This is a genomic window from Sorangium sp. So ce185, from assembly GCF_051526825.1.
GTDB classification, from domain to species: domain Bacteria; phylum Myxococcota_A; class Polyangia; order Polyangiales; family Polyangiaceae; genus Sorangium; species Sorangium cellulosum_D.
The window spans coordinates 3,134,743-3,156,444 of sequence record NZ_CP150316.1 but is presented as its reverse complement, the minus strand read 5'-3'; the positions used below and the strand labels follow the sequence as shown (position 1 = coordinate 3,156,444).

The 21,702-nt window shown below is 72.8% G+C and carries 16 protein-coding genes; 10 read left to right on the top strand and 6 right to left on the bottom strand.

Features of this window, described 5'->3' with window-relative positions:
* Window positions 1-48: 48 nt before the first annotated feature.
* From bla to WMF26_RS11735, 4 genes are all read left to right on the top strand, one after another.
* Window positions 49-1,035 carry a class A beta-lactamase gene (bla, locus tag WMF26_RS11750; protein ID WP_438000390.1) on the top strand — a complete coding sequence of 329 codons (987 nt, stop codon included), beginning with the start codon at window positions 49-51 and terminating at the stop codon, window positions 1,033-1,035.
* Between the two features lie 79 nt (window positions 1,036-1,114).
* A complete protein-coding gene (locus WMF26_RS11745; RefSeq protein ID WP_438000389.1) occupies window positions 1,115-3,586 on the top strand; it encodes a hypothetical protein in 2,472 nt (823 codons plus the stop codon).
* Window positions 3,587-3,651: 65 nt separating this feature from the next.
* Window positions 3,652-4,152, top strand: a complete 501-nt coding sequence (locus WMF26_RS11740) for a hypothetical protein (protein ID WP_438000388.1) — start codon at window positions 3,652-3,654, stop codon at window positions 4,150-4,152.
* The gene (locus WMF26_RS11735) at window positions 4,149-5,093 is read left to right on the top strand and encodes an HTTM domain-containing protein (RefSeq protein WP_438000387.1); all 945 of its coding nucleotides are present in this window, start codon (window positions 4,149-4,151) and stop codon (window positions 5,091-5,093) included. Before WMF26_RS11740 ends, WMF26_RS11735 begins: the two co-directional genes overlap by 4 nt.
* A gap of 112 nt (window positions 5,094-5,205) precedes the next feature.
* On the opposite strand, the gene WMF26_RS11730 is transcribed toward WMF26_RS11735, so the two are convergent.
* The 3 genes from WMF26_RS11730 to WMF26_RS11720 all read right to left on the bottom strand — a co-directional run bounded on the left by WMF26_RS11730 (window position 5,206) and on the right by WMF26_RS11720 (window position 9,200).
* Window positions 5,206-7,572, bottom strand: coding sequence for a tetratricopeptide repeat protein (locus WMF26_RS11730; RefSeq protein ID WP_438000386.1), 2,367 nt, complete (start codon window positions 7,570-7,572; stop codon window positions 5,206-5,208).
* A 15-nt stretch (window positions 7,573-7,587) separates the two neighbouring features.
* Complete coding sequence (locus WMF26_RS11725; protein ID WP_438000385.1) at window positions 7,588-8,865, bottom strand: AAA family ATPase; 1,278 nt, start codon at window positions 8,863-8,865, stop codon at window positions 7,588-7,590.
* A 113-nt stretch (window positions 8,866-8,978) separates the two neighbouring features.
* A complete protein-coding gene (locus tag WMF26_RS11720; protein ID WP_438000384.1) occupies window positions 8,979-9,200 on the bottom strand; it encodes a hypothetical protein in 222 nt (73 codons plus the stop codon).
* A gap of 343 nt (window positions 9,201-9,543) precedes the next feature.
* Here WMF26_RS11720 and WMF26_RS11715 point away from each other — a divergent pair, with 343 nt between their 5' ends.
* Window positions 9,544-9,927: a hypothetical protein gene (locus WMF26_RS11715; RefSeq protein WP_438000383.1), complete on the top strand. Its 384-nt coding sequence runs from the start codon at window positions 9,544-9,546 to the stop codon at window positions 9,925-9,927.
* Window positions 9,928-10,034: 107 nt separating this feature from the next.
* Entirely contained in the window at window positions 10,035-10,448 is a 414-nt protein-coding gene (locus WMF26_RS11710) for a hypothetical protein (RefSeq protein WP_438000382.1), read from the top strand.
* Window positions 10,449-10,643: 195 nt separating this feature from the next.
* On the opposite strand, the gene fbaA is transcribed toward WMF26_RS11710, so the two are convergent.
* Entirely contained in the window at window positions 10,644-11,717 is a 1,074-nt protein-coding gene (fbaA, locus tag WMF26_RS11705) for a class II fructose-bisphosphate aldolase (RefSeq protein ID WP_438000381.1), read from the bottom strand.
* A gap of 277 nt (window positions 11,718-11,994) precedes the next feature.
* Window positions 11,995-12,561, bottom strand: coding sequence for a hypothetical protein (locus WMF26_RS11700; RefSeq protein ID WP_438000380.1), 567 nt, complete (start codon window positions 12,559-12,561; stop codon window positions 11,995-11,997).
* A gap of 3 nt (window positions 12,562-12,564) precedes the next feature.
* Between WMF26_RS11700 and WMF26_RS11695 the strand changes: the two genes are divergently transcribed.
* Both WMF26_RS11695 and WMF26_RS11690 read left to right on the top strand, forming a co-directional pair.
* Window positions 12,565-15,777, top strand: coding sequence for a glycoside hydrolase family 97 catalytic domain-containing protein (locus tag WMF26_RS11695; RefSeq protein WP_438000379.1), 3,213 nt, complete (start codon window positions 12,565-12,567; stop codon window positions 15,775-15,777).
* Between the two features lie 46 nt (window positions 15,778-15,823).
* Window positions 15,824-16,234 carry a nuclease A inhibitor family protein gene (locus WMF26_RS11690; protein WP_438000378.1) on the top strand — a complete coding sequence of 137 codons (411 nt, stop codon included), beginning with the start codon at window positions 15,824-15,826 and terminating at the stop codon, window positions 16,232-16,234.
* Between the two features lie 19 nt (window positions 16,235-16,253).
* Here the strand turns inward: WMF26_RS11690 and WMF26_RS11685 are convergent, their stop codons facing one another.
* Window positions 16,254-17,264, bottom strand: coding sequence for a DNA/RNA non-specific endonuclease (locus WMF26_RS11685; RefSeq protein WP_437337181.1), 1,011 nt, complete (start codon window positions 17,262-17,264; stop codon window positions 16,254-16,256).
* 133 nt (window positions 17,265-17,397) lie between these two features.
* Between WMF26_RS11685 and WMF26_RS11680 the strand changes: the two genes are divergently transcribed.
* Window positions 17,398-19,989 (top strand): TonB family protein, encoded by a 2,592-nt coding sequence (locus WMF26_RS11680; RefSeq protein WP_438000377.1) that lies wholly within the window; start codon window positions 17,398-17,400, stop codon window positions 19,987-19,989.
* A 676-nt stretch (window positions 19,990-20,665) separates the two neighbouring features.
* Window positions 20,666-21,667, top strand: coding sequence for an alpha/beta hydrolase (locus WMF26_RS11675; protein WP_438000376.1), 1,002 nt, complete (start codon window positions 20,666-20,668; stop codon window positions 21,665-21,667).
* Window positions 21,668-21,702: the final 35 nt, after the last annotated feature.

Genomic DNA, 21,702 nt, shown 5'->3' with positions numbered 1-21,702 from the left:
CTCTCCTCTCGGGAATGAGCATCTCTCCTCGGGCGTACGGCAGCCCGCATGCAAGACCACCCTCGATCCTCACGCCGCGGCTTCCTCGGTGGAGCCGCCTCCGTCCTTCTCCTCGGCTGTGCGGGAGCACAGCAGCCGCAACCGGCGGGCGCCCAAACCTCGAGCGGGGCCCCGGCGACGACGCCCCCAGCGGCGGCGAGCGCGCAGGCCGCCGCTTCGCCAGCGCCCTCGCCCGGGCCGGGCGCGCAGGCCGCGCCGGCCCTCGCGCGCATCGAGGCGCAGCTCGGCGGCCGCGTCGGCGTGGCCGCCCTCGACACGGCGACCGGGGCGCGCCTCGGTCACCGCGCCGCCGAGCGCTTCGCGATGTGCTCCACCTTCAAGGCGCTCCTCGCGGCGTGCGTCCTCGCCCGCGCCGACCAGGGCCAGCTCAGGCTGGATCAGCGCGTCACCTACCGTGCGTCCGATCTGCTCGAGCACGCGCCGGTCACGCGCGCCCGGCTCGCGGAGGGCGGCCTGAGCGTCGAGGACCTCTGCGCCGCCATCGTCGAGATCAGCGACAACACGGCCGCCAACCTGCTCCTCGCGCAGATCGGCGGCCCCGCCGGCCTCACCGCCTACGTCCGCGGCCTCGGCGACGAGGTGACGCGCCTCGACCGCAACGAGCCCGCCCTCAACGAGAACGTGCCCGGCGATCTCCGCGACACGACGACCCCCGACGCCATGACCGACACGCTTCGAGCCATCCTGGTCGGCGATCGCGCGCTCCAGCGGGTGTCGCGCGAGCGCCTCGCCTCGTGGATGGTCCGGGCGACCACCGGCCTCGCCCGCCTCCGGGCGGGCCTGCCGAAGGACTGGGTCGTCGGCGACAAGACCGGGACCGGCAACGGCATCGCGAACGACGTCGCGGTCGCGTGGCGCCCGTCGCGCGCGCCGATCGTGATCGCGTGCTTCGTCGACGCGCCGTCGGCGAGCGCCGACGCGCGGAACGCCGCGCACGCCGACGTCGCCCGCGTCGTCGCCGAGGCGTTCGGCTGAGCCGGCGCCCCCCCTGCGCCGCCGTCGAGCCACGGCGGCGATCGTGCGCGCCGGACGTCGTGATAAGCGTCGCCGCACCATGCAGGCGCCCGACACCGACCCCTCCGCGCCCTCGGAGCCGCTCCACGACAGCGCCCCCCCGGCCGCCCCCATCGCGGACGCCGCCGCGCCCTCCGACCGCGGCGCCGCCCCCGCGCCCGCCGCCCCCGCGCCCTCCCCACCCCGCCGCTGGGCCGTCGGGCTCCTCAGCGCCCTCCACGCCCCCGTCTTCGCCTGGGCCGCCCTCTCCCTCCCCTTCCGGCCGTGGACGCTCTTCGCCGTGGCCACCGCCGCGCTCGCGCTGCTCCACGCCGCGACCGCCGCGCTCTCGCTCCTCCCCCACCCCCTCGCGCCGCGCGCCTTCCGCGCGACGTCCTTCGCCTCGCTCGGCTACCTCGCCTTCCTGAGCTACGGGCTCCTCTCGTCGGCCGTCTACGTCGCCTCGCTGAACCGCGGCCTCGGCACCGGCATCGCCGCGGCGCTGCTCGCGGTCTGGGCGGTCGTCGCGCTCCTCACGCTGCCGTTCGCCTGCTGGGGCGTCGCCTCGACCGGCGGCCTCCGCCTGCTCCGCCCGGAGCGCCGGCCCACGCCCGCGCTCGCCGCGCTCGCCGCGCTGGCGCTCCTCGCCGCGATCGCGCTGCTCTTCCGCCACCGGGTCGCCAAGGCCGACGTCCTGCCCGTGCCGGGCGGCGCGCCGTCGCGCACCGGGGCGGCGCTGCGCGAGGCGCTCTCGTCCTTCGACGCGCTCCCCGCGCCGCCGGCCAAGGCGCCGTCGCTCATGACCACGGCGCCGGCCGCGTGCCCCGCGCCCCCGGAGCCCGGCCGGCCCACCCTCGTCGTCACCCACCTCGCCCGCGCCGAGGACCCCCAGCGCGCCGCCGCCGCCACCCGCTGCCTCCAGCCCGCGCCCGGCGACGACCTCGCGGCGGCGCTGCGCGGCGCGCTCGCCGAGGCGCTGCGCGGCCCCCTCAAGATCGACGTGGTCTCGGCCGTGCAGCCGCTCGCGTCGCCGGGGCCGGGCCTCGTCGGCCTCGCGCTCCGCCCCGGGCTCGACGGCCTCTGCCTCGCGGAGCGGTGCCTCATGCCGTGGCAGCTCATCGCGACCGACGCCTTCAACACGAACGCGCCGCTCGCCGGCGTCCCCGACTTCCGCTTCGGCGTGGACCTCGCCGTCCTGCGCCGCGCCCTCGGCGAGCCCGAGCCGCCCGGCGGCCGCGCCCCCGACGACGCCGCGCTGCGCCGCGGCCTCGCGCGGATCGAGACGCTGAGCTACGCGGTCGACGCCGACGGCGTGCTCCACCTCCTGTCCCGGATCGGCGAGCCGTCGGTCCCGCTCACCGAGGCGACCGCCCAGCGGGCGGCGGCCGCGGCCCAGCGCTACATCCTCGGCGCGCAGCGGAAGGACGGGATGTTCCGCTACATCGTCGACCCGTTCACCGGGCGCGCCTCGTTCGACGGGTTCTCGATCGCGCGACAGGCCGGCACCACCCTCGCCCTGTGCGAGCTCGGGGGCGGCGACGGCGGCGCGCCGGCGCGGCCGGAGCTCAGGAAGGTGGTGCAGCGCTCGCTCGGGCTGCTCGCGAAGCTGGAGCGCAAGGGCGGCGAGGGCGGCGCCGTCGGCGCGCTCTTCTACCCCGCGGACAGCCCCGGAACGGTCGCGAGCCTCAACCCCACGGCGCTCAGCCTCGTCGCGTTCCTGTCGTGCCGCGACGTCGTCGGCGATGGGCACGACGCGCTCATCGGGCGGCTCGCCCGCATGGTGCTCGCGACGCAGCGGGACGACGGCGGCTTCGCGCCGCAGCTCGACCTCGCGCGCGTCGCGCCGATCCTGGGCCCGACGCAGCTCTACGAGGGCGGCCAGTCGGTCCTCGCGCTCACGCTGCTCGAGGCGCTCGCCGCCCGCGATCCGCGGCCCGAGCTCCCGCCCGCGGCCGAGGTGCGCGCCGCCGTCGACCGGGCCATGGAGTACTACGCGAACCGCTACTGGGACCATTTCGCCAGCGATTTCGTGTACATGGAAGAGAACTGGCACTGCCTCGCGGCGCGCGCGGCGCTCGGCCACCACCGCCGGGACGACTACGAGCGGTTCTGCCTCGACTACGTGGCGTTCAAGTCGCGGCTCGTGCTCGACGAGGACAGCGACGTGGCGCCCGATCTCGTGGGCGGGTACGGGTTCGGCAACGTGCTGCCGCCGCACAACACGTCGACGGCCGGGTTCGGCGAGGCGCTGGCCGGGGCGATGGCGGTGAAGGAGGCGCGGGGCGAGGATCTCGCGCGGGAGCGGGCGCTCATGGAGCGGGTGCTCGGGTTTTTGGTGCGGCAGCAGTGGTCGCCGGCGACGTGCTTCGCCTGCAGCCGCGACGTGATCGTCGAGGGGGGCTTCAGCGAGAGCATGGCGTCTCCCCGGATCCGCATCGACTACGTGCAGCACGCCTGGGCCGCGCTCGGCCACGGGGGCCGGATGCTGGGGCTCGTGCCGGGGCGGAGCGCGCCGGCGGCGGGGCCGCTGTGAGCGCGGGCGCCGGCGGCGAGGGAGCCGGACGCGCGGGCGCGGGCGATCATGACGCGAGCGCGGCCGTGGCCGGTGCCCCCGCGGCGAGCGCGGCCGTGGGCGGCGGCCCGCGGCTGGTCGAGCGCAAGGGCTACGCGTACGGCGTGACGGCGGGGCTCGTGCTCCTCATGCTCGCCCCGCTGTTCCGGCGGCCTCCGGTCGACAGCTTCCCGCTGTCGACCTACCCGATGTTCTCGTGGGGCCGCCACGACGCGCGCACCACGGTGGAGCGCGCTGTCGGCGTGGACTCCCGGGGCGAGCGGCGGCCGATCCCGCCGCGCCTCGTGGGCAGCGAGGAGGTGCTGCAGGCCAAGGCCACGCTGGCGCAGAGCATCCGCCAGGGCGCCCGCGCGGCGCGCGCCCTGTGCCGCGGCGTCGCGACCCGCGTCGCGGAGGACGATCGGTACGCCGACGTCGTCAAGGTCGAGATCCGGACCGACACCTTCGACGCCGTGGCGTTCTTCGATGGGCACGAGACCCCGGTCGACTCGAAGCTCCACGCGACCTGCAAGGTGGGCGCGCGATGAGGCGGCTCCTCGACCGGCTCGACCGCGGCTTCTTCGCCGAGGCGCCCGCCGAGCGGCTCGCGCTCCTACGGCTCCTCGTCGGCGCCTTCGCCCTCGTGTACCTCTGCGTCCGCGCGGTGCACCTCCAGCGGGTGGGCCACCTGCCGCCGGAGAGCTTCAGGCCGATCGGCGTGGTCTCGGCGCTGTCCGCGCCGCTCCCCCTCTGGGCGGTGCGGGGCCTCATCGGCGCGGCGATCGCGGCCGGCGCGGCCTTCGTGGCCGGCTACCGGTTCCGCGTCGCCGGCCCGCTCTTCGGCGCGCTGCTGCTCTGGGTCCTGACCTACCGGAACTCCTGGGGCATGGTGTTCCACACCGAGAACCTGCTCGTGCTCCACGTCATCGCGCTGAGCCTCGGGGCGTCGGCCGACGCCTTCTCGCTCGACGCGCGGGCCGCGCGGCGCGGGGGCGCCGCCCCGCCGGCGCCGGACGGCCGTTATGGCTGGCCGATCCGGCTGTTCTGCGCGATCACGGTGGCTTCGTACTTCATCGCGGGGGTGACCAAGCTCCGGAACAGCGGCCTCGACTGGGCGTTCAGCGATATCCTCCGCAACTACGTCGCTTACGACAACGTGCGCAAGATCGCGCTCGGCGACACGCACTCTCCGCTCGGCGGCGCGCTGGTCCGCTACCGGTTCCTGTTCCCGCCGCTCGCGCTCGCGAGCCTGGCGATGGAGCTCGGCGCGCCGCTCGCCCTGTTCAGCCGGCGCATCGCGGTCGTCTTCTGCGGCGCCGCGTGGCTCTTCCACCTCGGCGTGCTGCTGACCATGGCGATCCTGTTCCCCTATCCGCTGCTCGGGATCGCGTTCGCGGGGTTCTTCGAGCTGGAGAAGATGCGCGATCTGAGGCGCCCGCGCCGCGGGGGGCCCACCTCCAGGGCGGGAGGTGTCGAGGGGCTCGCCTGAAGCGACGAGCATTTCGGAAACGCTGAACGGGGTGGAGATTTGAACCTGCAAGACGCCGAGGACGCTGGGGAGAGATTCAGCGCTTGGCGTCTTGCAGGTTCTTTGTGCAGGCTCAGCTCCGCGCGACACCGGGTCGTGCCCCCGGTCTCCTTTCCATGTCCAAGTGGTCGAGTAGCTCCTTCACTTCAGCGACGAGCTGCTCGTTGCCGTCGGCCCGCGCGACGTCGAGCGTCTCAAGGAGCACGTTTCGCGCTTTCTCCGCCTGATCTCCGAGGAACAATGCCGTGCCGAGGGAACGAAGCGCGTCGCTCAAACGTGCGCGGTCACCGGCCTCCCGGAAGCGTGCGACGGCAAGCTCGTACCAGACGGCAACATTGGGCCAATCTCTGAATTCGACCATGATACTGCCGAGCGCCATCAGCGCGCGTCCCGCGGCAGAGCGATTCCCCGTTTGCTCGTAGAGGCGCGCGGCTTCTTCGTACTCTCGCAGAGCGCCTTCATGATCGCCGCCCTGACGACGCACCTGTGCGCATTTGAAGAGCAGGGCCGCTTCCCAGGAAGGATTTCTCAGCTCACGTGCAAGCTCCAGCGCCGCGTTGTAAGCGTCTCGCGCGAGCGCCACGTCATTCATCGATGCACACGCATCGCCGAGCCCCTCGATTGCCCGCGCCTCCCCGGCTCGGTCGGAGAGAGAGTGATAGATCGGCGCGACCTCTTCGTAGGCTTCCCGAGCCCGGAGCGGCTCACTCCGGCGCAGGGAAAGCTCCCCGAGCGCCTCATGCGCGGCAGCCTCATAGAGCCGGTTTTTATGCTCCCTGGCGAGCGACAGGGCTTCCTCGAAATCCTGGCGAGCATTCTTGACGTTGCCCTCGAGCTGCCACAACCGCCCACGCGAGAGGAGCGTGGCAGCGCGCTCGACCCGATCCCCGGCGTCGTCAAAAGCGGCGAGCGCCCTCTCGTAGGCCGCCCGTGCTTCCTCGAGCTGGTCGAGCTGGACCCTGGCATCTCCGATCGTCGTCCATCCGGAGCCTTCCTCGCTCCGCATGCCGAGGCGCTGGAAGAGCCGTACGGACTCTTCCGCATCCTCCATCGCCTCATGCGCGCGCCCCGTCCAGAGCTTCATCTGGGACAGGCGATCCATACAGAAGGCGAGCCCCTTCCAATCATCAGCAGCCGCCGCCAGCTTGCGTCCGCGCTCGAATAGCGCCTCGGCGGCATCCCACTGATCGAGTGCCGCGCGGGCGATTCCCGCGCCGAAGAGAGACATCACGGCCGCCTCGGGCGCAGCGCCGGAGCGCTCCAGCCATTCGCTCGCGGCATCATAGAGCGCCGCGATCCGCTCGATGGTGGTGGGATCCATGATCTCCCCGCGCCGCCGGTTCTCGTTTATCGCCAACTTATATAGGGTCATCCCCGCGACATGCAGATCATCGTTGGACCAGGCGCTGTCGTCGCGTTGCTGGCGAGATCGGAGCAGGAGCCGAGCTCCCGACTCTGCATCACCATCCTCGACGAGCTTCAGCGCCGTGCGGACAGCCATGGCATGGGGCTCGGGCAGGCTGGGCGAGCGCGCCTCGACGGGGCTCGGCAGCTGGGTAGATACAATCTCCCTGCCAACTTGTATCGGTGACGCCCGCCCCTCCGCTTCGGGAAACAGCCCGGGGGCCAGCTCCGCGATTGATCCCTCGAACCGCCGCAGCGCGGCGACGTGCAATAGCGCCCGCCGGAGGACCTCCTGGTCGCGTAGCAGGTCGAGGATCGGCAGCATTCCTCCCGTGTCGGCGAACCCCGCCTTGTGCAGCGCCTCGCGCCCCTCGGCTCCGAGCGCTTCGCCCCTCCCGACTGTAACGAGGGCGCGCACAGCGGCCTCTGCTGGCCCGGTCGCGAATCGCCCGGCGATGATACGTCCGATCGCCTCCGCTTTCGCCACGCCGACCCCCTCGCCCTGCGCCTCGGCCTCGACCATGGCCTCCGCCGCATCGACGAGGTCGATCGGGCTGATCAGCTTTGCCGAAATCTCCCGGACTGCATCGGCGATCTCCTCATATCCCCCCACCGGCCGCTCATCGAGCAGCCGATCCAGGATGCGGTGCAGCACCCCCATCTTCAGGGGCCCGAGCCACGCCTCCGCTGGCAAGCTGACCTCCTGATCGAAGTCGTACAGCGCGAGCCCCGGCGTCATCTTGCTGCCCTCGATGACAACCGCCTGCGGGTCCACCACCGGCACAGCGTCGACGCGCCACCACACGAGCACCGAGCTCGGCAGGTTGATCCGGCCCGAGAGCAGGGCGTGCCGCTCCGCCCAGCGGAGCTGCACCAGCCTCAAATCCGGCTCGAGCGCGCGCAGCGCCTGCGCAAGCAACACCGCGAGGCGGTCGCGGTGCGCGCGCGGAAGCCCGAGCGGCATCACCCACGGCCGCGGCAGATCACCGCTCTGGACGGCGAGGCGCGGAAAATGATCGCCGGCGAACAGGCGCACGCGGCCTCCTCCGGGTCAGGGAGCCTGACCGGCCGCGTGCTCGCAGAGGAAGTGGAGCCCGGGCGAGAGCATGTACCGATCCGGGCTGAGCAGCCAGTCGGGAACCAGAGCGCCGTACCGGAGTGCGCGCTCACGGAGCTCCTGCGTCACGCCGTGCGTGTCGAGCTCGACGCCGGTGAGGAACTGGTGCGGCGCGTGCTTGAACGCCGCCGCGACGCGGCGGATCTCCTCGCCGCGCAGCCCGGCAAACCGATTCTCCGCGATCCGGAGCAGGGCCTCGCGCAAGCGATCCCCGTCATCGGGCGCGAAGTCGATCCGCTCGTAGTCGAGATCCGCGAGCCACGAGAGATACCCCCAAGCATTCGTGGTCCACGAGGCGAGCGTCGCTGCGAGCTTCTCGAACCCGGCTTCCTTGAGGGCCAGGCGCTTGTCCGGGCCCGCCGTGCCCATCCGCGTCTTCGCGATCCGGAGGAGCTCCTCGGGCTCCAGGCCTTTCACGACGACCTCGTTCGAGTACAGCTTGCGCAGGTCCGCAGACACGAACTCGGTGCGGAGGTTCGCGACGACCACGCAGTCCCGGAAGCCGAGGATGGCCTTCGCCAGATCGGTGACCCGACGCACGTCCTCCTCGATCTCGGCGTAGCCGACCTGATCGAGGTTGTCGACGAAGAGGACCACGTGCTCCCCGGCGGCGCGGCAGTCGCTGAGGAAGTCCTGCACCTTGTCCCTGAGGAAATCGGCGTCGATCGCGCGCTCGTACGACTCCTCGACGGTCCGGACCCGGCCGGCGGCGCCGCTGATGCCGAACTCGACCTGCACGCTCTCGACGAGCTTCGACTTCACCGAAGCGCCGAGCTGGATGTTGCGCGACCACTGGCGAACCTCCTTGACGCTGACCTTGGTGAGCGCAGCGAAGCGCTGGAGCAGCTCCGCGCCCTTCTGCAGCGCCGGGTCGTTCGCGTTCTCCGTGGCTTCACGGCCGAGGTCGGCTGCGATGCGCTTGAGCACGGCGTCAGGGCCGTGGCCTGTCTGGGCGCCGTCCACGATGACCCGGAGCGCGCCGGGCGACGAGATGACCGTGTCGAGCGCCTTGCGGGTCAGGATCGACTTTCCGACCCCGCGATGCCCGCGAACCAGGATCCTCGCCTGCCCCGGTCCACCCGGCTCCAGGACGCTCTTCAGCCTCTCCACCAGGTCGCTGAGGAGCTCCTCCCGGTTCGTGAACAGCGCCAGATCGACGTAGTTGTCCGGCTGGAAGCAGGCCGAGCGGGTGGGCTTGGGGCGAGGGGTCATCGCGACGCTCTCCGGACGCCTTCGTGGCTCGACAGGCTTTCGCACGTCCTCGCCGGGCGTTCAAGGTGCGCTGCACCGCCCGCCCGCCTCCAGCGCCGGCGCCCCTCGCGCCGCTACGCGCGTTCGTCCGGCGCGTCGTCGAGCGGCTCGCACACGACATAGGTCTTCTTCCCGCTCGGATGGATCGCGAGCGTCGCGTAGCGCTCGCACGCCAGGCACGCCCGCACGTCGATCGCCTCCTCTCGCCGCGGGCAGCGCACCTGTTGCGGCTCCACGCCGCCCCCCTCGATCTCGAGCCACGCCAGCTTCTCCGGTGCATCCAGACGACGGGTCATCGTGACCTCCTCCCGCGGCCCTCGGCCGATGAAAAGGGGTTGTGCAATCGACGATCCGCGCGAGGGCGCGCCGCGGCACGGGCGCGACGAGCCGTCCGGGCCGTATTCCGATCGCGCCTCCTGCCGCGGATCCCGCGCCCCTCCGCCCCGCTCCTCCGACCCGCGGGTGCGCGGCCGGCGGGCCGAGCGGCTCGGTCCTCGCGCCGCGGCGCACGCCCTGCGCTGGAGGGCGCACGGCGTGCATCGGCGACGAGCGCTGCTCGCCGCGCCGGGGTGCTCACGCCGGCGCTCCCGATGGCGTGCCGATTGCTGCGTCGTACACGCAGCGTTCGGAGGGGTCACGATGGCAGCAGACTGGCTGATCGAGCTGCTGGCGGCAGCCGGCGGCGTTGGGGCGGTGGTCGTCGCGACGAGACGCCTGCTCGCCCGGCGCCATTACCGCGCCTCGGACGTCACCCTCGTCTGCCCGCGGACCGGCACCCCGGTGCGGTGCCGGATGATCGCCGACGGGCGCTCGGGGGAGCTCGTCGAGGTCGCGCGGTGCTCGCGGTTACCCGTCGGGCAGCCCGCGTGCGATCAGGACTGCGTGAAGCTCCTCAACCTCGGCATCCGCCTCTCGCCCGTCGATCCCGCGCGCAGCGGCCCCTCACCCGTCGATCCCGCGCGCAGCGCCGCGCGCGCCGACGCTGGCGACCCCGGCGACCCGCCCGGCCCTCCGGCGCCCTGACGCGCACGGCATGCGCCGACGCGCAATCCGTGCATCTCCCCGCGCGCGGGCAGCCGTCCTCGCCGGGGAGCCGTCGTGGGCACATGGCGTGCTCTCGGCCGGGGATCATGGCTTTCCAGACCCAGACGACCACGACCCGCTCCTCTGGCAATCTGCCGATCGCGCTCCTCCTCCTCGGGGGCGGCGCCCTCCTGTGGATCCGCGCCGCCCTGCGCACCCCGGGCGCGCTGGCGCTCCTCCCCGGCGCCGACGGGTGCCTGACCGCCGGGATCGTCGGCGTGCTGCTCGCGCTGCTGCACGGCATCGCGTACCGGACAGCGCTCGTCTCGATCGCGGCCCCGCTCGTCCTCGTGCAGGTCATCACCAGCGCGCTCGCGGGGTCGTCCTTCCTCCCCGCGCTCGGGATCGAGCTCACCGCCCTCGGCCTCTTCGGCCTGCCGCTCTCCCGGCTGCCCCGCCGCCGCACCGCGGCCGCCGGGGCCGTCCGCTCGCTGCGCGAGGCGCACCCGTCGCCCTCCTGAGCCCGCAGACGACCGACAGCGCCGCCGGAACAAGCGCTCTCCCGCGACGCGCACGCCGAGGTCGCGCCGACCCCGGCGCGCGACAAAAGACTTGGTTGCAGTCCCGCCTCGCCGGGGCTCGTCGCCCGGCGATCCGCCGGGGGCCCGGGCGGCGCGGGCCCCGCCCGGGCGGGCGGGGCCCCTCGCTGCCGCGGATCAGAACTCGAACTTGTCGAACGAGTTCAGGTCCTTGAACGCCTCGACGAGGCGCGCGGCCAGGCCCTTCTCGCCGAGGTGGAGCCAGCCGCGCGGGTCGATGTACTTCTTGTTGGGCTTGTCCTCGCCCTCGGGGTTGCCGAGCTGCGACTTCAGGTAAGCACCCTTGTCATCCATGTACTTCTTGATGGGCTGCGTGAAGGCCCACTGCGTGTCCGTGTCGATGTTCATCTTGATGACACCGTAGGACACCGCCTCGCGGATCTCCTCGGGCGACGAGCCGGAGCCGCCGTGGAACACGAAGTCGACCGGCTTCGCGCCCGTCTTGCGCTCCTTCTGGATCGCGTCCTGGGAGTTCTTCAGGATGGGCGGCCGGAGCTGCACGTTGCCCGGCTTGTAGACGCCGTGCGTGTTGCCGAACGACGCGGCGACCGTGAAGTTGCCGATCGGCTTCAGCGCGTCGTAGGCCGCGAGGACCTCGGCCGGCTGGGTGTACAGCTTGGCGTTGTCGATGCCGCTGTTGTCGACGCCGTCCTCCTCGCCGCCCGTGACGCCGAGCTCGATCTCGAGGGTCATCTTGATGGCGGCCATCTGCCGCAGGTACTTCTGGCAGATCTCGAGGTTCTCGTGGAGCGGCTCCTCGGACAGGTCGAGCATGTGCGAGGAGAACAGGGGCTCTCCGTTCTTCTCGAAGAACTTCTTGCCGTGCTCGAGCATGCCGTCGACCCACGGGAGGAGCTTCTTCGCGGCGTGGTCCGTGTGCAGGACGACCGGCACGCCGTAGGCCTCGGCCAGGTTCCGCACGTAGTGGGCGCCCGCGATCGCGCCCGCGACGGCGGCCTTCTCGCCCTTGTTGTCCAGGAACTTGCCGGCGAAGAAGTGGGCGCCGCCGTTCGAGAACTGGATGATGACGGGGCTCTTGGCCTCCCGTGCCGCCTGGAGCGCGGCGACCGTGCTGTGCGAGCCGATCACGTTCACGGCCGGCAGCGCGCACTCGACGCTCTTCATGTACTCGAACAGCTCCTGAAGAGCGGAACCAGTGATCACGCCGGGCTTGAGCTTCATCTTGGACATGGCACCTTGAATCCTTGTTCCTTGCTCGGGTTGCGCTGAGCATGCAACGCGAGGGCGGAAAGCGGAAGGGTGGATCGGATCCCCAGGGCGGGCGCGTCCCGGTACCATCGCCGAAGCCCCGGGAGCAAGCGGATTCTCCCGTGCGGCAGCGCGCGGACGAGGAGCGTTGCGTCACCGCGGCGACGGCGAGGGACGAAGCGGCTTCGAAATCTTCCTGAGATGTCAAGCGCAACCGGCGCTCGTGGCCACCGCCCGGTCCCTTGCCGAGAAAAATCTATCAATTCCAATAGGTTACCATCGACCCAGGGGACGGCTCGCGATTGACGCCGCCGGGGAGGTGGGCCATGCCGGACGCACGCCCATGACCATCGAATGCGCAACGATCGCGAAAAGGATTCGCACTCGGGTCGCCTGGCTCGGCCTGGTTGCGTCGCTCGTCCCCCTGGCGGCCGGCTGTGGTGATGACGAGCACAATCAACCCAGCGGCACCGGGGGCGGGCAGAGCGCCGGTGGAGGCGGTCTCGGCGGCGATGGTGGCTTTGGCGGCGGCCAGGGAGGCAACGGCGGCCTTGGCGGCGAGGGTGGCATTGGCGGCGGCCAGGCGGGCAGCGGCGGCCGGGGCGGCGAAGGCGGCCTCGGTGGCAGCGGTGGCCTCGGCGGCAGCGGCGGCAGCGGCGGCAGCGGCGGCAGCGGCGGCTCGGGCGGCGAAGGCGGCCTTGGTGGCAGCGGTGGCCTCGGCGGCGCCGGCGGTCTCGGTGGCAGCGGCGGCCTCGGTGGCAGCGGCGGCCTCGGTGGCAGCGGCGGTCTCGGTGGCGCGGGCGGCGGGGAGCCGGGCGACGAGCATCGGGTGACGTCTCCCGGCGGCGAGATCGTCGTGACGTTCGACGTTCAGGGCGGGGTCCCCGTCTATTCGGTCGAGCGCGCGGGCAGGGCCATCCTCGCCGACTCCGCGCTCGGCCTCGCCCTCGGCGATCTCGGGCCGCTCGGCCGCGGCGCGCGCGTCACCGGCGCGGATCGGCGGACCGTGGACTCGACATGGAATCCGGTGTGGGGCGCCGCCTCCGAGGTTCGTGAGCATTACAACGAGCTCACGGTCCACCTGGCGTCGAGCGCGCCGGCGACGCGCCTCGACATCGTGTTCCGCGTCTTCGACGACGGGATGGGCCTCCGGTACGTCATCCCCGCGCAGGAGGGCCTCGGCGAGCTCGCCGTCACCTCCGAGGACACCGAGTTTCGCTTCGCCTCGGACGGCACCGCCTGGTGGACGCGCGCGGACTTCGAGGGCGACGAGTCGCTGTACAACCGCGGCGCGCTCAGCGCCGTCGAGAACGCCAATACGCCCTTGACGGTCCAGCTGGCGGAGGACCTCTACGTGGCCTTGCACGAGGCCGATCTCGACGACTACGCCGCCATGACCCTGGAGGCGCTCCCGGGCGCCCCCCACGCGTTCCGGAGCGCGCTCGTGCCGGCGCAGAGCGGCGCGGAGAGCTCCGCCGTCAAGGCGCGGATCACGCTGCCCTTCGAGACGCCGTGGCGCACCCTGACCATCGGCACCGGCGCCGGGCGCCTCCTGGAGTCGCACCTGATCCTCAACCTCAACGATCCGTGCGCGATCTGCGACGGCGACCTGTCGTGGCTGCGGCCAGGCAAGTACATGGGCGTCTGGTGGGAGATCCACAAGGGCCTGTCGACGTGGGAGCCGGGCGAGCACGTCGGCGCCACGACCGAGAACACGCAGCGCTACATGGACTTCGCGGGCGATCACGGCATCCCGTACGTCCTCGCCGAGGGCTGGAACCGGGGCTGGGACGGCAGCTGGACCGACATGGATTACACCGCGTCGAACGACCGCTTCGACCTCGAGGAGGTCGTCGCGTACGGGGCGGCGCGCGGGGTCGGCTTCGTCGCGCACATGGAGACCGGCGCCAACGTCGACGGCTTCGAGGCCCAGCTGGACGACGCGTTCGGGCTCTACGAGTCGCTCGGCATCCACGCCGTCAAGACAGGATACGTCGGGAGCATCCCGGGCTATCACCACTACAGCCAGCGGATGGTGAACCATTACGCCGAGGTGGCGAGGCGGGCCGCGGACCACAAGATCATGGTCGACGCGCACGAGCCCATCAAGCCGACCGGGGAGGAGCGCACGTATCCCAACTTCATGACGCGCGAGGGGGTGCGCGGCATGGAGTACGAGGCCTGGAGCGACGGCAACCCCGCCTCGCACACGCTGACCGTGCCCTTCACCCGCATGCTCGGGGGCCCGGTCGACTACAACCCTGGCATCTTCGACGTCCTCTGGGCGCCGGAGAAGATCCCCGAGAGCCCCTTCGCCGGGAACCCGCCCGCCCGGGTGCACACGACGCGCGCGCACCAGCTCGCCCTCTACGTCATCCTGCTCAGCGGGCTCCAGATGGTGACCGACGTCCCCGAGCACTACGAGGGGCAGCCCGAGCTCGCCTTCATCGAGCAGGTCCCGGTGACCTGGGACGAGACCCGCGTGCTGAACGCCGCGATCGGCGAGCACACGACCGTCGCGCGCCGGAGCGGGGGGGACTGGTACCTCGGGAGCGGCACGGACAGCACCCCGCGCGCGCTCCGGATCCCGCTCGACTTCCTCGGTGAGGGGGCGTTCGTCGCCGAGACGTACACGGACGACGCCGAGGCCGACTACGACGCGCGCCCGAACCTGGTCGCCCGGAGCCGGTTCCTGGTCAGGCCCGGCGACACGCTCGTCGCGGCGATGGAGGCCGGCGGCGGCCAGGCGGTCCGCCTCCGCCCGGCGACCGCCGAGGACACGGCGAGCCTCGAGGACTACCGGGAGCCGCGCTACGCGGTCGAGGACGTGGCGCTGCCGGCGGTGGCCGTGGAGGGCGACGTCGTCGCGGTGACCGCCGAGGTGACCAACCTGGGCAACCTCGTCGGCGGCGAGACGGTCGGCCTCATCGTGGGCGGCGCGCCGGCCGACGCGCGCTTCCTCCGGATCAACGCCGACGCGACGGCGACCGTCGCCTTCGAGATCCGGCTCTCCGGGCGCGGGCCGGTCAGCGTGGCCGTGGGCGACGCCGCGCCCGTGACCGTGACGGTGCTCCCGCGGGACGAGGCGCCCCCGGCGCCGGAAGACCTGCGCGTCACGGGCGCGAGCGCCGCCTCGATCGACCTGGCCTGGGGGGCCGTGCCCGGGGCGGTGGCGTACCGCGTCTACCGGCACCTCCCCGGCGGGCTCTACGGCGACACCCCGCACGCCGAGGTGGACGGCGCGCTCACGACGTTCACGGACGCGGGGCTGACCGCCGACCAGACCTACTTCTACATCGTCCGCGCCGTGCACGCGGACGGCGCCGAGTCGCCGGCGTCGAACGAGATCGTGCAGGCGGCGACGCCCCGCCCGGTGGCCGTCACGTTCCGCGTCTGGGCCCCGCCGGAGACGCCCGCCCTGGACACGGTCTACGTGCCCGGCAGCATCGGCGCGCTCGGCCCGTGGGACCCGGGCCTCGTGCCGATGACGCGCGTGGGCGGCGGGATCTGGGAGACCACGGTCGAGATCCCCGAGGGGACCGAGCTCCAGTACAAGTACGCGCGCGGCACCTGGGATCGCGTGGAGTGGTGGGGGCGCATCACCGGGGTCACGAACCGCGCCGTGTCGATCCCGCTCGGCGGCGGCCCCCAGGTCGTCGACAACACCTCCACGGCGTGGGACGACGGCGCGCTCCCCGACATCGACAAGGGGGTCCGCTTCTGGCGGGATCCGCTCGTGTCCGGCACGGCACCCGCCGACGGCGACGTCGTCGCGGCGGCGCCCGCGATCGAGGTCGGCTTCTCGCGCGACATCGATCCGCAGGGCGCGGGCGGCTACGAGGGGTCGGTGCAGGTGGCGCGCGACGGCGAGCCGGTCGCGGGCGCGGTGGTCGAGGCCGCGCCGGGCCGCCTGGTCTTCACGCCGGCCGAGCCGCTCGCGCCGGGCGCCTACGAGGTGGTGGTCTCCGACGTGAGGAGCGCGCTCGGCGTGGACGGCGTGCCGATGCAGGCGCCGTACGCCTTCGGCTTCACGGTAGAATAGCCCCCGCGGCGAGCCGCCCTCGCCGCACCGCCCTCCGGAGATCCGCATGCAGGCCGATTCCGCGTCGCCCGAAGAGCTCCTCGCCTCCCTGGGGGAGGCCGCGCACAACCTGCTGTTCCCCAGCGAGTCCGATCACCCGCTGGAGCCGTTCCTGTCGCGCGGGGACGCGTCGTCGCCGGCCGCGCTGCGCGCGGCCGAGGGCCTCGCCGCCGAGACGCCGGTCGAGGTCACGACCCTCGACGACTTCCTCGCGCCCGTCCTCGATCCGCCCGCCGAGGCCGGCGACGCGGCGCGGGCCGACGCCGAGCGGTACCAGGAGCTCGCGGACCTCCTGGAGCGCCACCTCGCCGATCTCCGCGTCTACCGCGTGGGCCGCGTGGACATCGACGCCTACGTCGTCGGCCGCCACCCGTCGGGCGCGTGGCTCGGGCTCAAGACCAGGGTCGTCGAGACGTGATCGACGGAGGGCGCGCCGCTCAGCGGCCGCCTACGGGCCCGTCGTCGGTGCGCGCCTCGAGCGCGCGCTGCACCGCCTCGGGCAGGGCGGTCAGGAGGTCGTAGCCCGCGCGCCGCTCGATCTCGTCCACCGTCGTGCGGTACTGCCCCCAGCCCTCGTCCAGGATCCCCGCCTCGTTCGGCATCACCGCCGCGATGACGCGCGTCGCCGGCCCGATGTCGTCCGGCCCCTGCCCCGGCTCGAGGACCACGGCGACCTTGAAGAACGCGTCCGGCACGGCGACGCCCTTGCCGATGGCAGCCGGGCGCGCGCGCCCGCCGAAGAGGCCGCCGGCGATCACGAACAGCACCCGCCGCTGCTTCTGCGCGAGCTCCTGGCACGCCTCCTCGAGCCGGAGCCACGGGCCGGCGTTGAGGTCGTGCCGCTGCGGCAGGATGTTCGTGAGCAGGAACGTCGCCTTGTTGTCGTCGGGGGTCCGCGTCCGCTCCTCGGAGCGGACCATGTGGCCGCGATCGAAGCCGGAGCCGGTGTAGTCGTCGTGCTGCACGCGGTACCAGCCGTCCGGCAGCGCCGCGTCGGCGAGGAACTTGCCCCGGTGGCGGGGCGCGTCGCCGAACGACGCCGCGTCGAGCCGCCAGCTGACCCAGTTCGCCACGTTCCTGGAGCGGTTGTAGGAGAGGGCGTACTGGGGCTTGATCATCAGATGATCGTCGGACGCCGCGGCCTCGGCCCGGGCGGCCTGCGCCCCGGTGCGGGCCGGCACGCCGAGCTCGAGGTGGACGCTCTGCGCCGGCGGCCGCGGCGAGGGCGCGCCCTTCGTCGGGGCGCCCTTCGGCGGCGAGGGGCTGCTGGATCGGCCGGACGACGGAGACGGCCTGGAGGGCCGGTCCTCGCCGCGGCCCAGGCCGAGCTCCTCGAGCCCGCGCTCCAGGCCGCACTTGACCCCTGCGGCGCTGAGCCCGGCGACGGCGAGCGCGACGAGCGCCCGCGAGCCCCAGGACTTCCGTTGTCGCTTCCTGTTCGAGCCCACGTCGGCGCTCCCAGCGTTCTACGGCAGCGAGGGTGCCAGCGTCCAGCGCGGCGAGCTCGGCGCGGCGCACCGACCGCGTGGAGCGCGCGACCGAGGCGGCACGTTTCGCTTGAGCATGCCGGCGCGACTCTCCATGGTTTCCGGAGCGCCGATGGAGGAGCCGGAGGACAGGGAGCTGCGACGCCGGAGCCCGGCCGGCGCCGCGGCCGGCGCCGCGCCGCGCGCCTCCCGCTCGGCGGGTCGCCGCCCGTTGCGCGGCCGGCGCCGGGTCATCGCCGCGTCCGCGGCGGCCGGCGCGCTCCTGACGCTGATGGAAGGCGAGTCGACGGCAGAGCCCGCGGCGGGGCAGCCCCGCGCCGCCGCGGCGCAGACCGCGCAGGTCACCCTGCCGTCGCCGATCGGCCCGACGGACCCGCCCTACCCGCCCGGCGGCGCCGGCGACGCGACGGTGGTGCTCCGCATCACGGTGCGCGCCGACGGGACGGTGGGCGCGGTCGAGGCGGCGGAGGGCGCGGAGCCGTTCGCGAGCGCGGCCCTGCGCGCGGCGCCTTCGTGGCGGTTCGAGCCCGCGCGCCGCGACGGGCAGCCCATCGGCGCGCGCATCCTGTTCCGCGTGACGTTCCGCGACCCTCGCCCCGCCGCGCCCGCCGCACCCGCCGCGCCCGCCGCGCCCGCCGCGCCCGCCGCGGCGGCCGAGCCTCCGCCGGCCGCCGCGGGGCCGCTATCGCCCCTGGCGAGCCCCGCGCCGGCGCCGCCCCCGCCGCCTCCGCCGCCGCAGGCCATCGACGTGGTGGTCGTGGGCGAGCGCGCGGCGCCGATGACGACCTCGATGACCCGCGAGGAGGTGCGCCAGATGCCGGGCGCGTTCGGCGACCCGTTCCGCGCGGTCGAGGCGATGCCCGGGGTGACGCCCATCGCCTCGGGCGTGCCGTACTTCTTCGTGCGCGGCGCGCCGCCCGGCAACGTCGGCTACTTCGTCGACGGCGTGCGCGTCCCGCTGCTCTACCACGTCGCGCTCGGCCCCAGCGTGATCCACCCGGCGCTCGTCGAGCGGGTCGATCTTTACCCCGGCGGCTTCCCGGCGCGCTTCGGGCGCTACACGGGCGGCGTCATCGCCGGCGAGACGAGGGAGCCCTCGCGCCTGTTCCACGGCGAGGCCAACGTCCGGCTGTTCGACGCCGGCGTCCTCGTCGAAGCGCCCTGGGCCGACGGCCGCGGCACCACGCTCGTCGGCGGCCGCTACGCCTACCCGGGCGCGCTCCTCTCGCTCTTCTCGCCCGGCGTGGAGCTCGGGTACTGGGACTACCAGGCGCGCGCCACCTACGATTTCTCGCCGTACGACCGGGTCGGGCTCTTCGCCTTCGGGTCGCATGACTACCTCGCCGAGATCGAGGACGACGGGGAGACCGACGTGGTGCTCGCCGGCGACTTCCACCGGCTCGACCTGCGCTACGACCGGTTCTTCCGCCGGGGCGGCCGCCTGCGGCACGCCGTCACGCTCGGCTACGAGCAGAGCTCGAACCAGGACGGCGAGCGGGCCGGGAGCACGCGCCTCCTCGGCGCGCGCGTGGAGCTGTCCGCGCCCGCCTCGGAGCACCTCACCGTGCGCGCCGGCGCCGACGCGCAGCTCGAGCGGTTCGACATCGACATCCGCGAGCGCGACGGGGATTTCCCGAGCCGGAACGACCGGGCGCTCGCGCGCCTGTTCCCGAGCCGGGAGGACCTCGCCGCCGGGCTCTGGGCCGACGTCGTCGTGCGCCCCGCGCCCGCGCTCGAGATCGTGCCGGGCGTGCGCGGCGACCTCTTCGCGTCGGGCGGCGAGACCGCGGCGACGGTGGATCCGCGCCTCGCCACGCGGCTGCAGGCGACGCGGAGCGTCGCCCTGCTGAGCGCCTTCGGCGTGACCCACCAGCCGCCGAGCTTCCTCGGCGCCGTGCCGGGCCTGCAGATCGGCGGCCTGCGCGGCGGCGTGCAGACCGGGCTGCTCGCGAGCGCCGGCGTCGAGCTCCGGCTGCCCGAGGGGATCAAGGCGACGATCACCGCGTTCCGGAGCGGGTTCTTCGACCTCAGCGACGCCCTCGGCAACCGGCTGCCCGGCACCGACATCGGCCTCGCGCAGCGGGCGGAGCTGCGCGGCACCGGCAGCACCCATGGCCTGGAGATCCACGCGCATCGCAGCCTGTCGAAGCGGGTCGGAGGGTTCGTGTCCTACACGCTCTCGCGCTCGGTCCGCCACGTCGGCCGCGAGACGTTCGACTCGGCCTTCGACCGCCGGCACGTGCTCAACGCGGCCGCCGCGGTCGATCTGGGCCGCGGCTGGAAGCTCGGGGGCCGGGCGGTGTTCTACAGCGGCCTTCCGATGACGCTCGATTACGATCTCTGGGGGAACGACGCCCTGAACGGGCAGCGACCCGACGACGGTGAGGATCGCCCCGACACCGAGGAAGACATCCGCCGGCGCGAGCGGCTGCGCGCGCAGATCGCTCGGTACGTACGCGGGCTGAACCTGCCAGAGCGGCTGCCGGCGTTCTTCCGGCTGGACCTGCGGCTCGAGAAGCGGTGGGTGCTCGGGGAGGGGCGAACCATCTCGCTCACGGTCGAGGCGCTCAACGCGACGGCCGGCAAAGAGACGCTGCAATACGAGTGCTCGATCCTGCGCGGCTGCGCGCCGGAGGAGCTCGGCCCCATCGTCATCCCGAGCCTCGGCGTCGAAGCGAGCTTCTGAGCGGCATCGACCGTGCCACGCCTACGCGGGCGCGCTCCGCCCGGCGCGCGCCGCGCGGCGCGCGCCGGGCGGAGCGCGCCCGCGTCGAGGTCGAGGATCCCCGGAACCGCCCGTTCGCGCCGGGTCACCGATGGGCCAGGCGACGGAGTGCAGTACGGCCGTGAAAATCGCATATTGGCGCATCACCCCGGACTCACGCGGTCACGGCGGCGGCTGGCCATGACGGATGACGAAGAACCTTGAAGCATAGCAGTAAAATTATCGCCAGCACAGCAAGCGCAACGCGGACGTGGGCTCCGGCATCTGCAGGAAACCGTTCATCCACGCCAGCCGCGGACGCAAATCATTGCGGCACAGCGCAACGATCGACGCAGCGATCACGCAACGATCCACGCAACGATCCACGCAGCGAAGCGCGCGGCGTCTGCGCCGCGCCACGGCACGGCCGGGTCCAGCGGTTCACACGGACATCGCCCCCGAGACGAAACTCATTAAGAAATGTGTTCGAGGGCGGCGCGCGCAGTGTTCGTGAGCTATCTTGGTGGATCAGACGTTTTATGGTCCGGTGTTTGCGAGCCTCGCGAGGTGGAGTTGGAGCTGAGAGACCACGGGACATCGCACCGCGAGAGACGTTGCCTCACCTCCCATCACCTTCCGCAACCATGAGGGTCGATCGATGAATTTGTATTCCCGCACACTTAGCACGGTTCTCTTCTCGGCGGCGCTCGCGGCCACCTCTGCCCCCGCGAGCCAGGCCGAGGCGTCGTCGTCGAGCCGGCACACCAAGGTCGAGCGTCTGGTGTTCCCGGTGACCCTCTCCGACGGCAACACGTACGAGGTCGTGGGCTACCTCTACTATCGCGACCACTACAAGTATCGCCCGCTTCAGGTGCTCGTCCACGGGCTCACCTACACGCACGAGTACTGGGATATCCCGTCGATCGGTGGACGCGACTATTCCTATGCCCGGCACATGGCCAAGGAGGGATACGCCGTCCTGGCGCTCGACATGCTCGGGGCCGGGGAGAGCAGCCGGCCGGACGGCGACTTCCTCGACCTGGCCGAGACGGCCGAGAGCGTGCATCAGGTCCTCACCGAGATGCGCACCCGCGGCGGGGTCTTCAAGACGCCCTTCAATCGCATCGCGCTCGTCGGCCACTCGAACGGCGCCATCATCAGCACGTACGTTCAGAGCACCTACAATGACGCGGACGTCCTCGTGAACACCGGCCTCACGTTCACGCCGCACCCGATCCCCGTCTCTCCGGAGGCGATCTCCGCGCTGCTGCAGACGCCCTATATCGCGATCCCGCCGGAGATCCGCGCCGACGTCTTCTACGACGCGGCGAACGCGGACCCCGCGCTGATCGCCTTCGACAACGCCAACATCGCCGACACGTACACGCGCGGGCAGTTCCTGAGCCTCCTCGCCGTCTCCGAGGACCCCTCGCTCTCCGGCATCCACGACGTGACGAGCCCGGTGCTCATCCAGTTCGGGGAGACGGACGAGCTGCAGCCGGCGTCGTATGTGAACTCCGACGCGGCGCTCTACACGAGCGCCGCGCGCGTGACGAAGGCGATCGTCCCCGACACGGGCCACATCCTCAACGGCCACCGCGGCACGCCGATCGGCTGGGAGCAGATCGACTGCTGGATTCACCACAACATGGGCTGGTAGCCCTCGAGACGAGCCCGGTCGCGGCCGCCGGCGCT

Coding starts and splice junctions, on each gene's coding strand:
- WMF26_RS11690 (WP_438000378.1), top strand. CDS start 15,824: ATGCAGGCCGATTCCGCGTCGCCCGAAGAGCTCCTCGCCTCCCTGGGG.
- WMF26_RS11710 (WP_438000382.1), top strand. CDS start 10,035: ATGGCTTTCCAGACCCAGACGACCACGACCCGCTCCTCTGGCAATCTG.
- WMF26_RS11675 (WP_438000376.1), top strand. CDS start 20,666: ATGAATTTGTATTCCCGCACACTTAGCACGGTTCTCTTCTCGGCGGCG.
- WMF26_RS11700 (WP_438000380.1), bottom strand. CDS start 12,561: ATGCTCGTCGCCCGGCTCCCCGCCGCCCGCGCCACCGAGACCGCCGCT.
- WMF26_RS11735 (WP_438000387.1), top strand. CDS start 4,149: ATGAGGCGGCTCCTCGACCGGCTCGACCGCGGCTTCTTCGCCGAGGCG.
- fbaA (WP_438000381.1), bottom strand. CDS start 11,717: ATGTCCAAGATGAAGCTCAAGCCCGGCGTGATCACTGGTTCCGCTCTT.
- WMF26_RS11720 (WP_438000384.1), bottom strand. CDS start 9,200: ATGACCCGTCGTCTGGATGCACCGGAGAAGCTGGCGTGGCTCGAGATC.
- bla (WP_438000390.1), top strand. CDS start 49: ATGCAAGACCACCCTCGATCCTCACGCCGCGGCTTCCTCGGTGGAGCC.
- WMF26_RS11680 (WP_438000377.1), top strand. CDS start 17,398: ATGGTTTCCGGAGCGCCGATGGAGGAGCCGGAGGACAGGGAGCTGCGA.
- WMF26_RS11745 (WP_438000389.1), top strand. CDS start 1,115: ATGCAGGCGCCCGACACCGACCCCTCCGCGCCCTCGGAGCCGCTCCAC.
- WMF26_RS11725 (WP_438000385.1), bottom strand. CDS start 8,865: ATGACCCCTCGCCCCAAGCCCACCCGCTCGGCCTGCTTCCAGCCGGAC.
- WMF26_RS11715 (WP_438000383.1), top strand. CDS start 9,544: ATGGCAGCAGACTGGCTGATCGAGCTGCTGGCGGCAGCCGGCGGCGTT.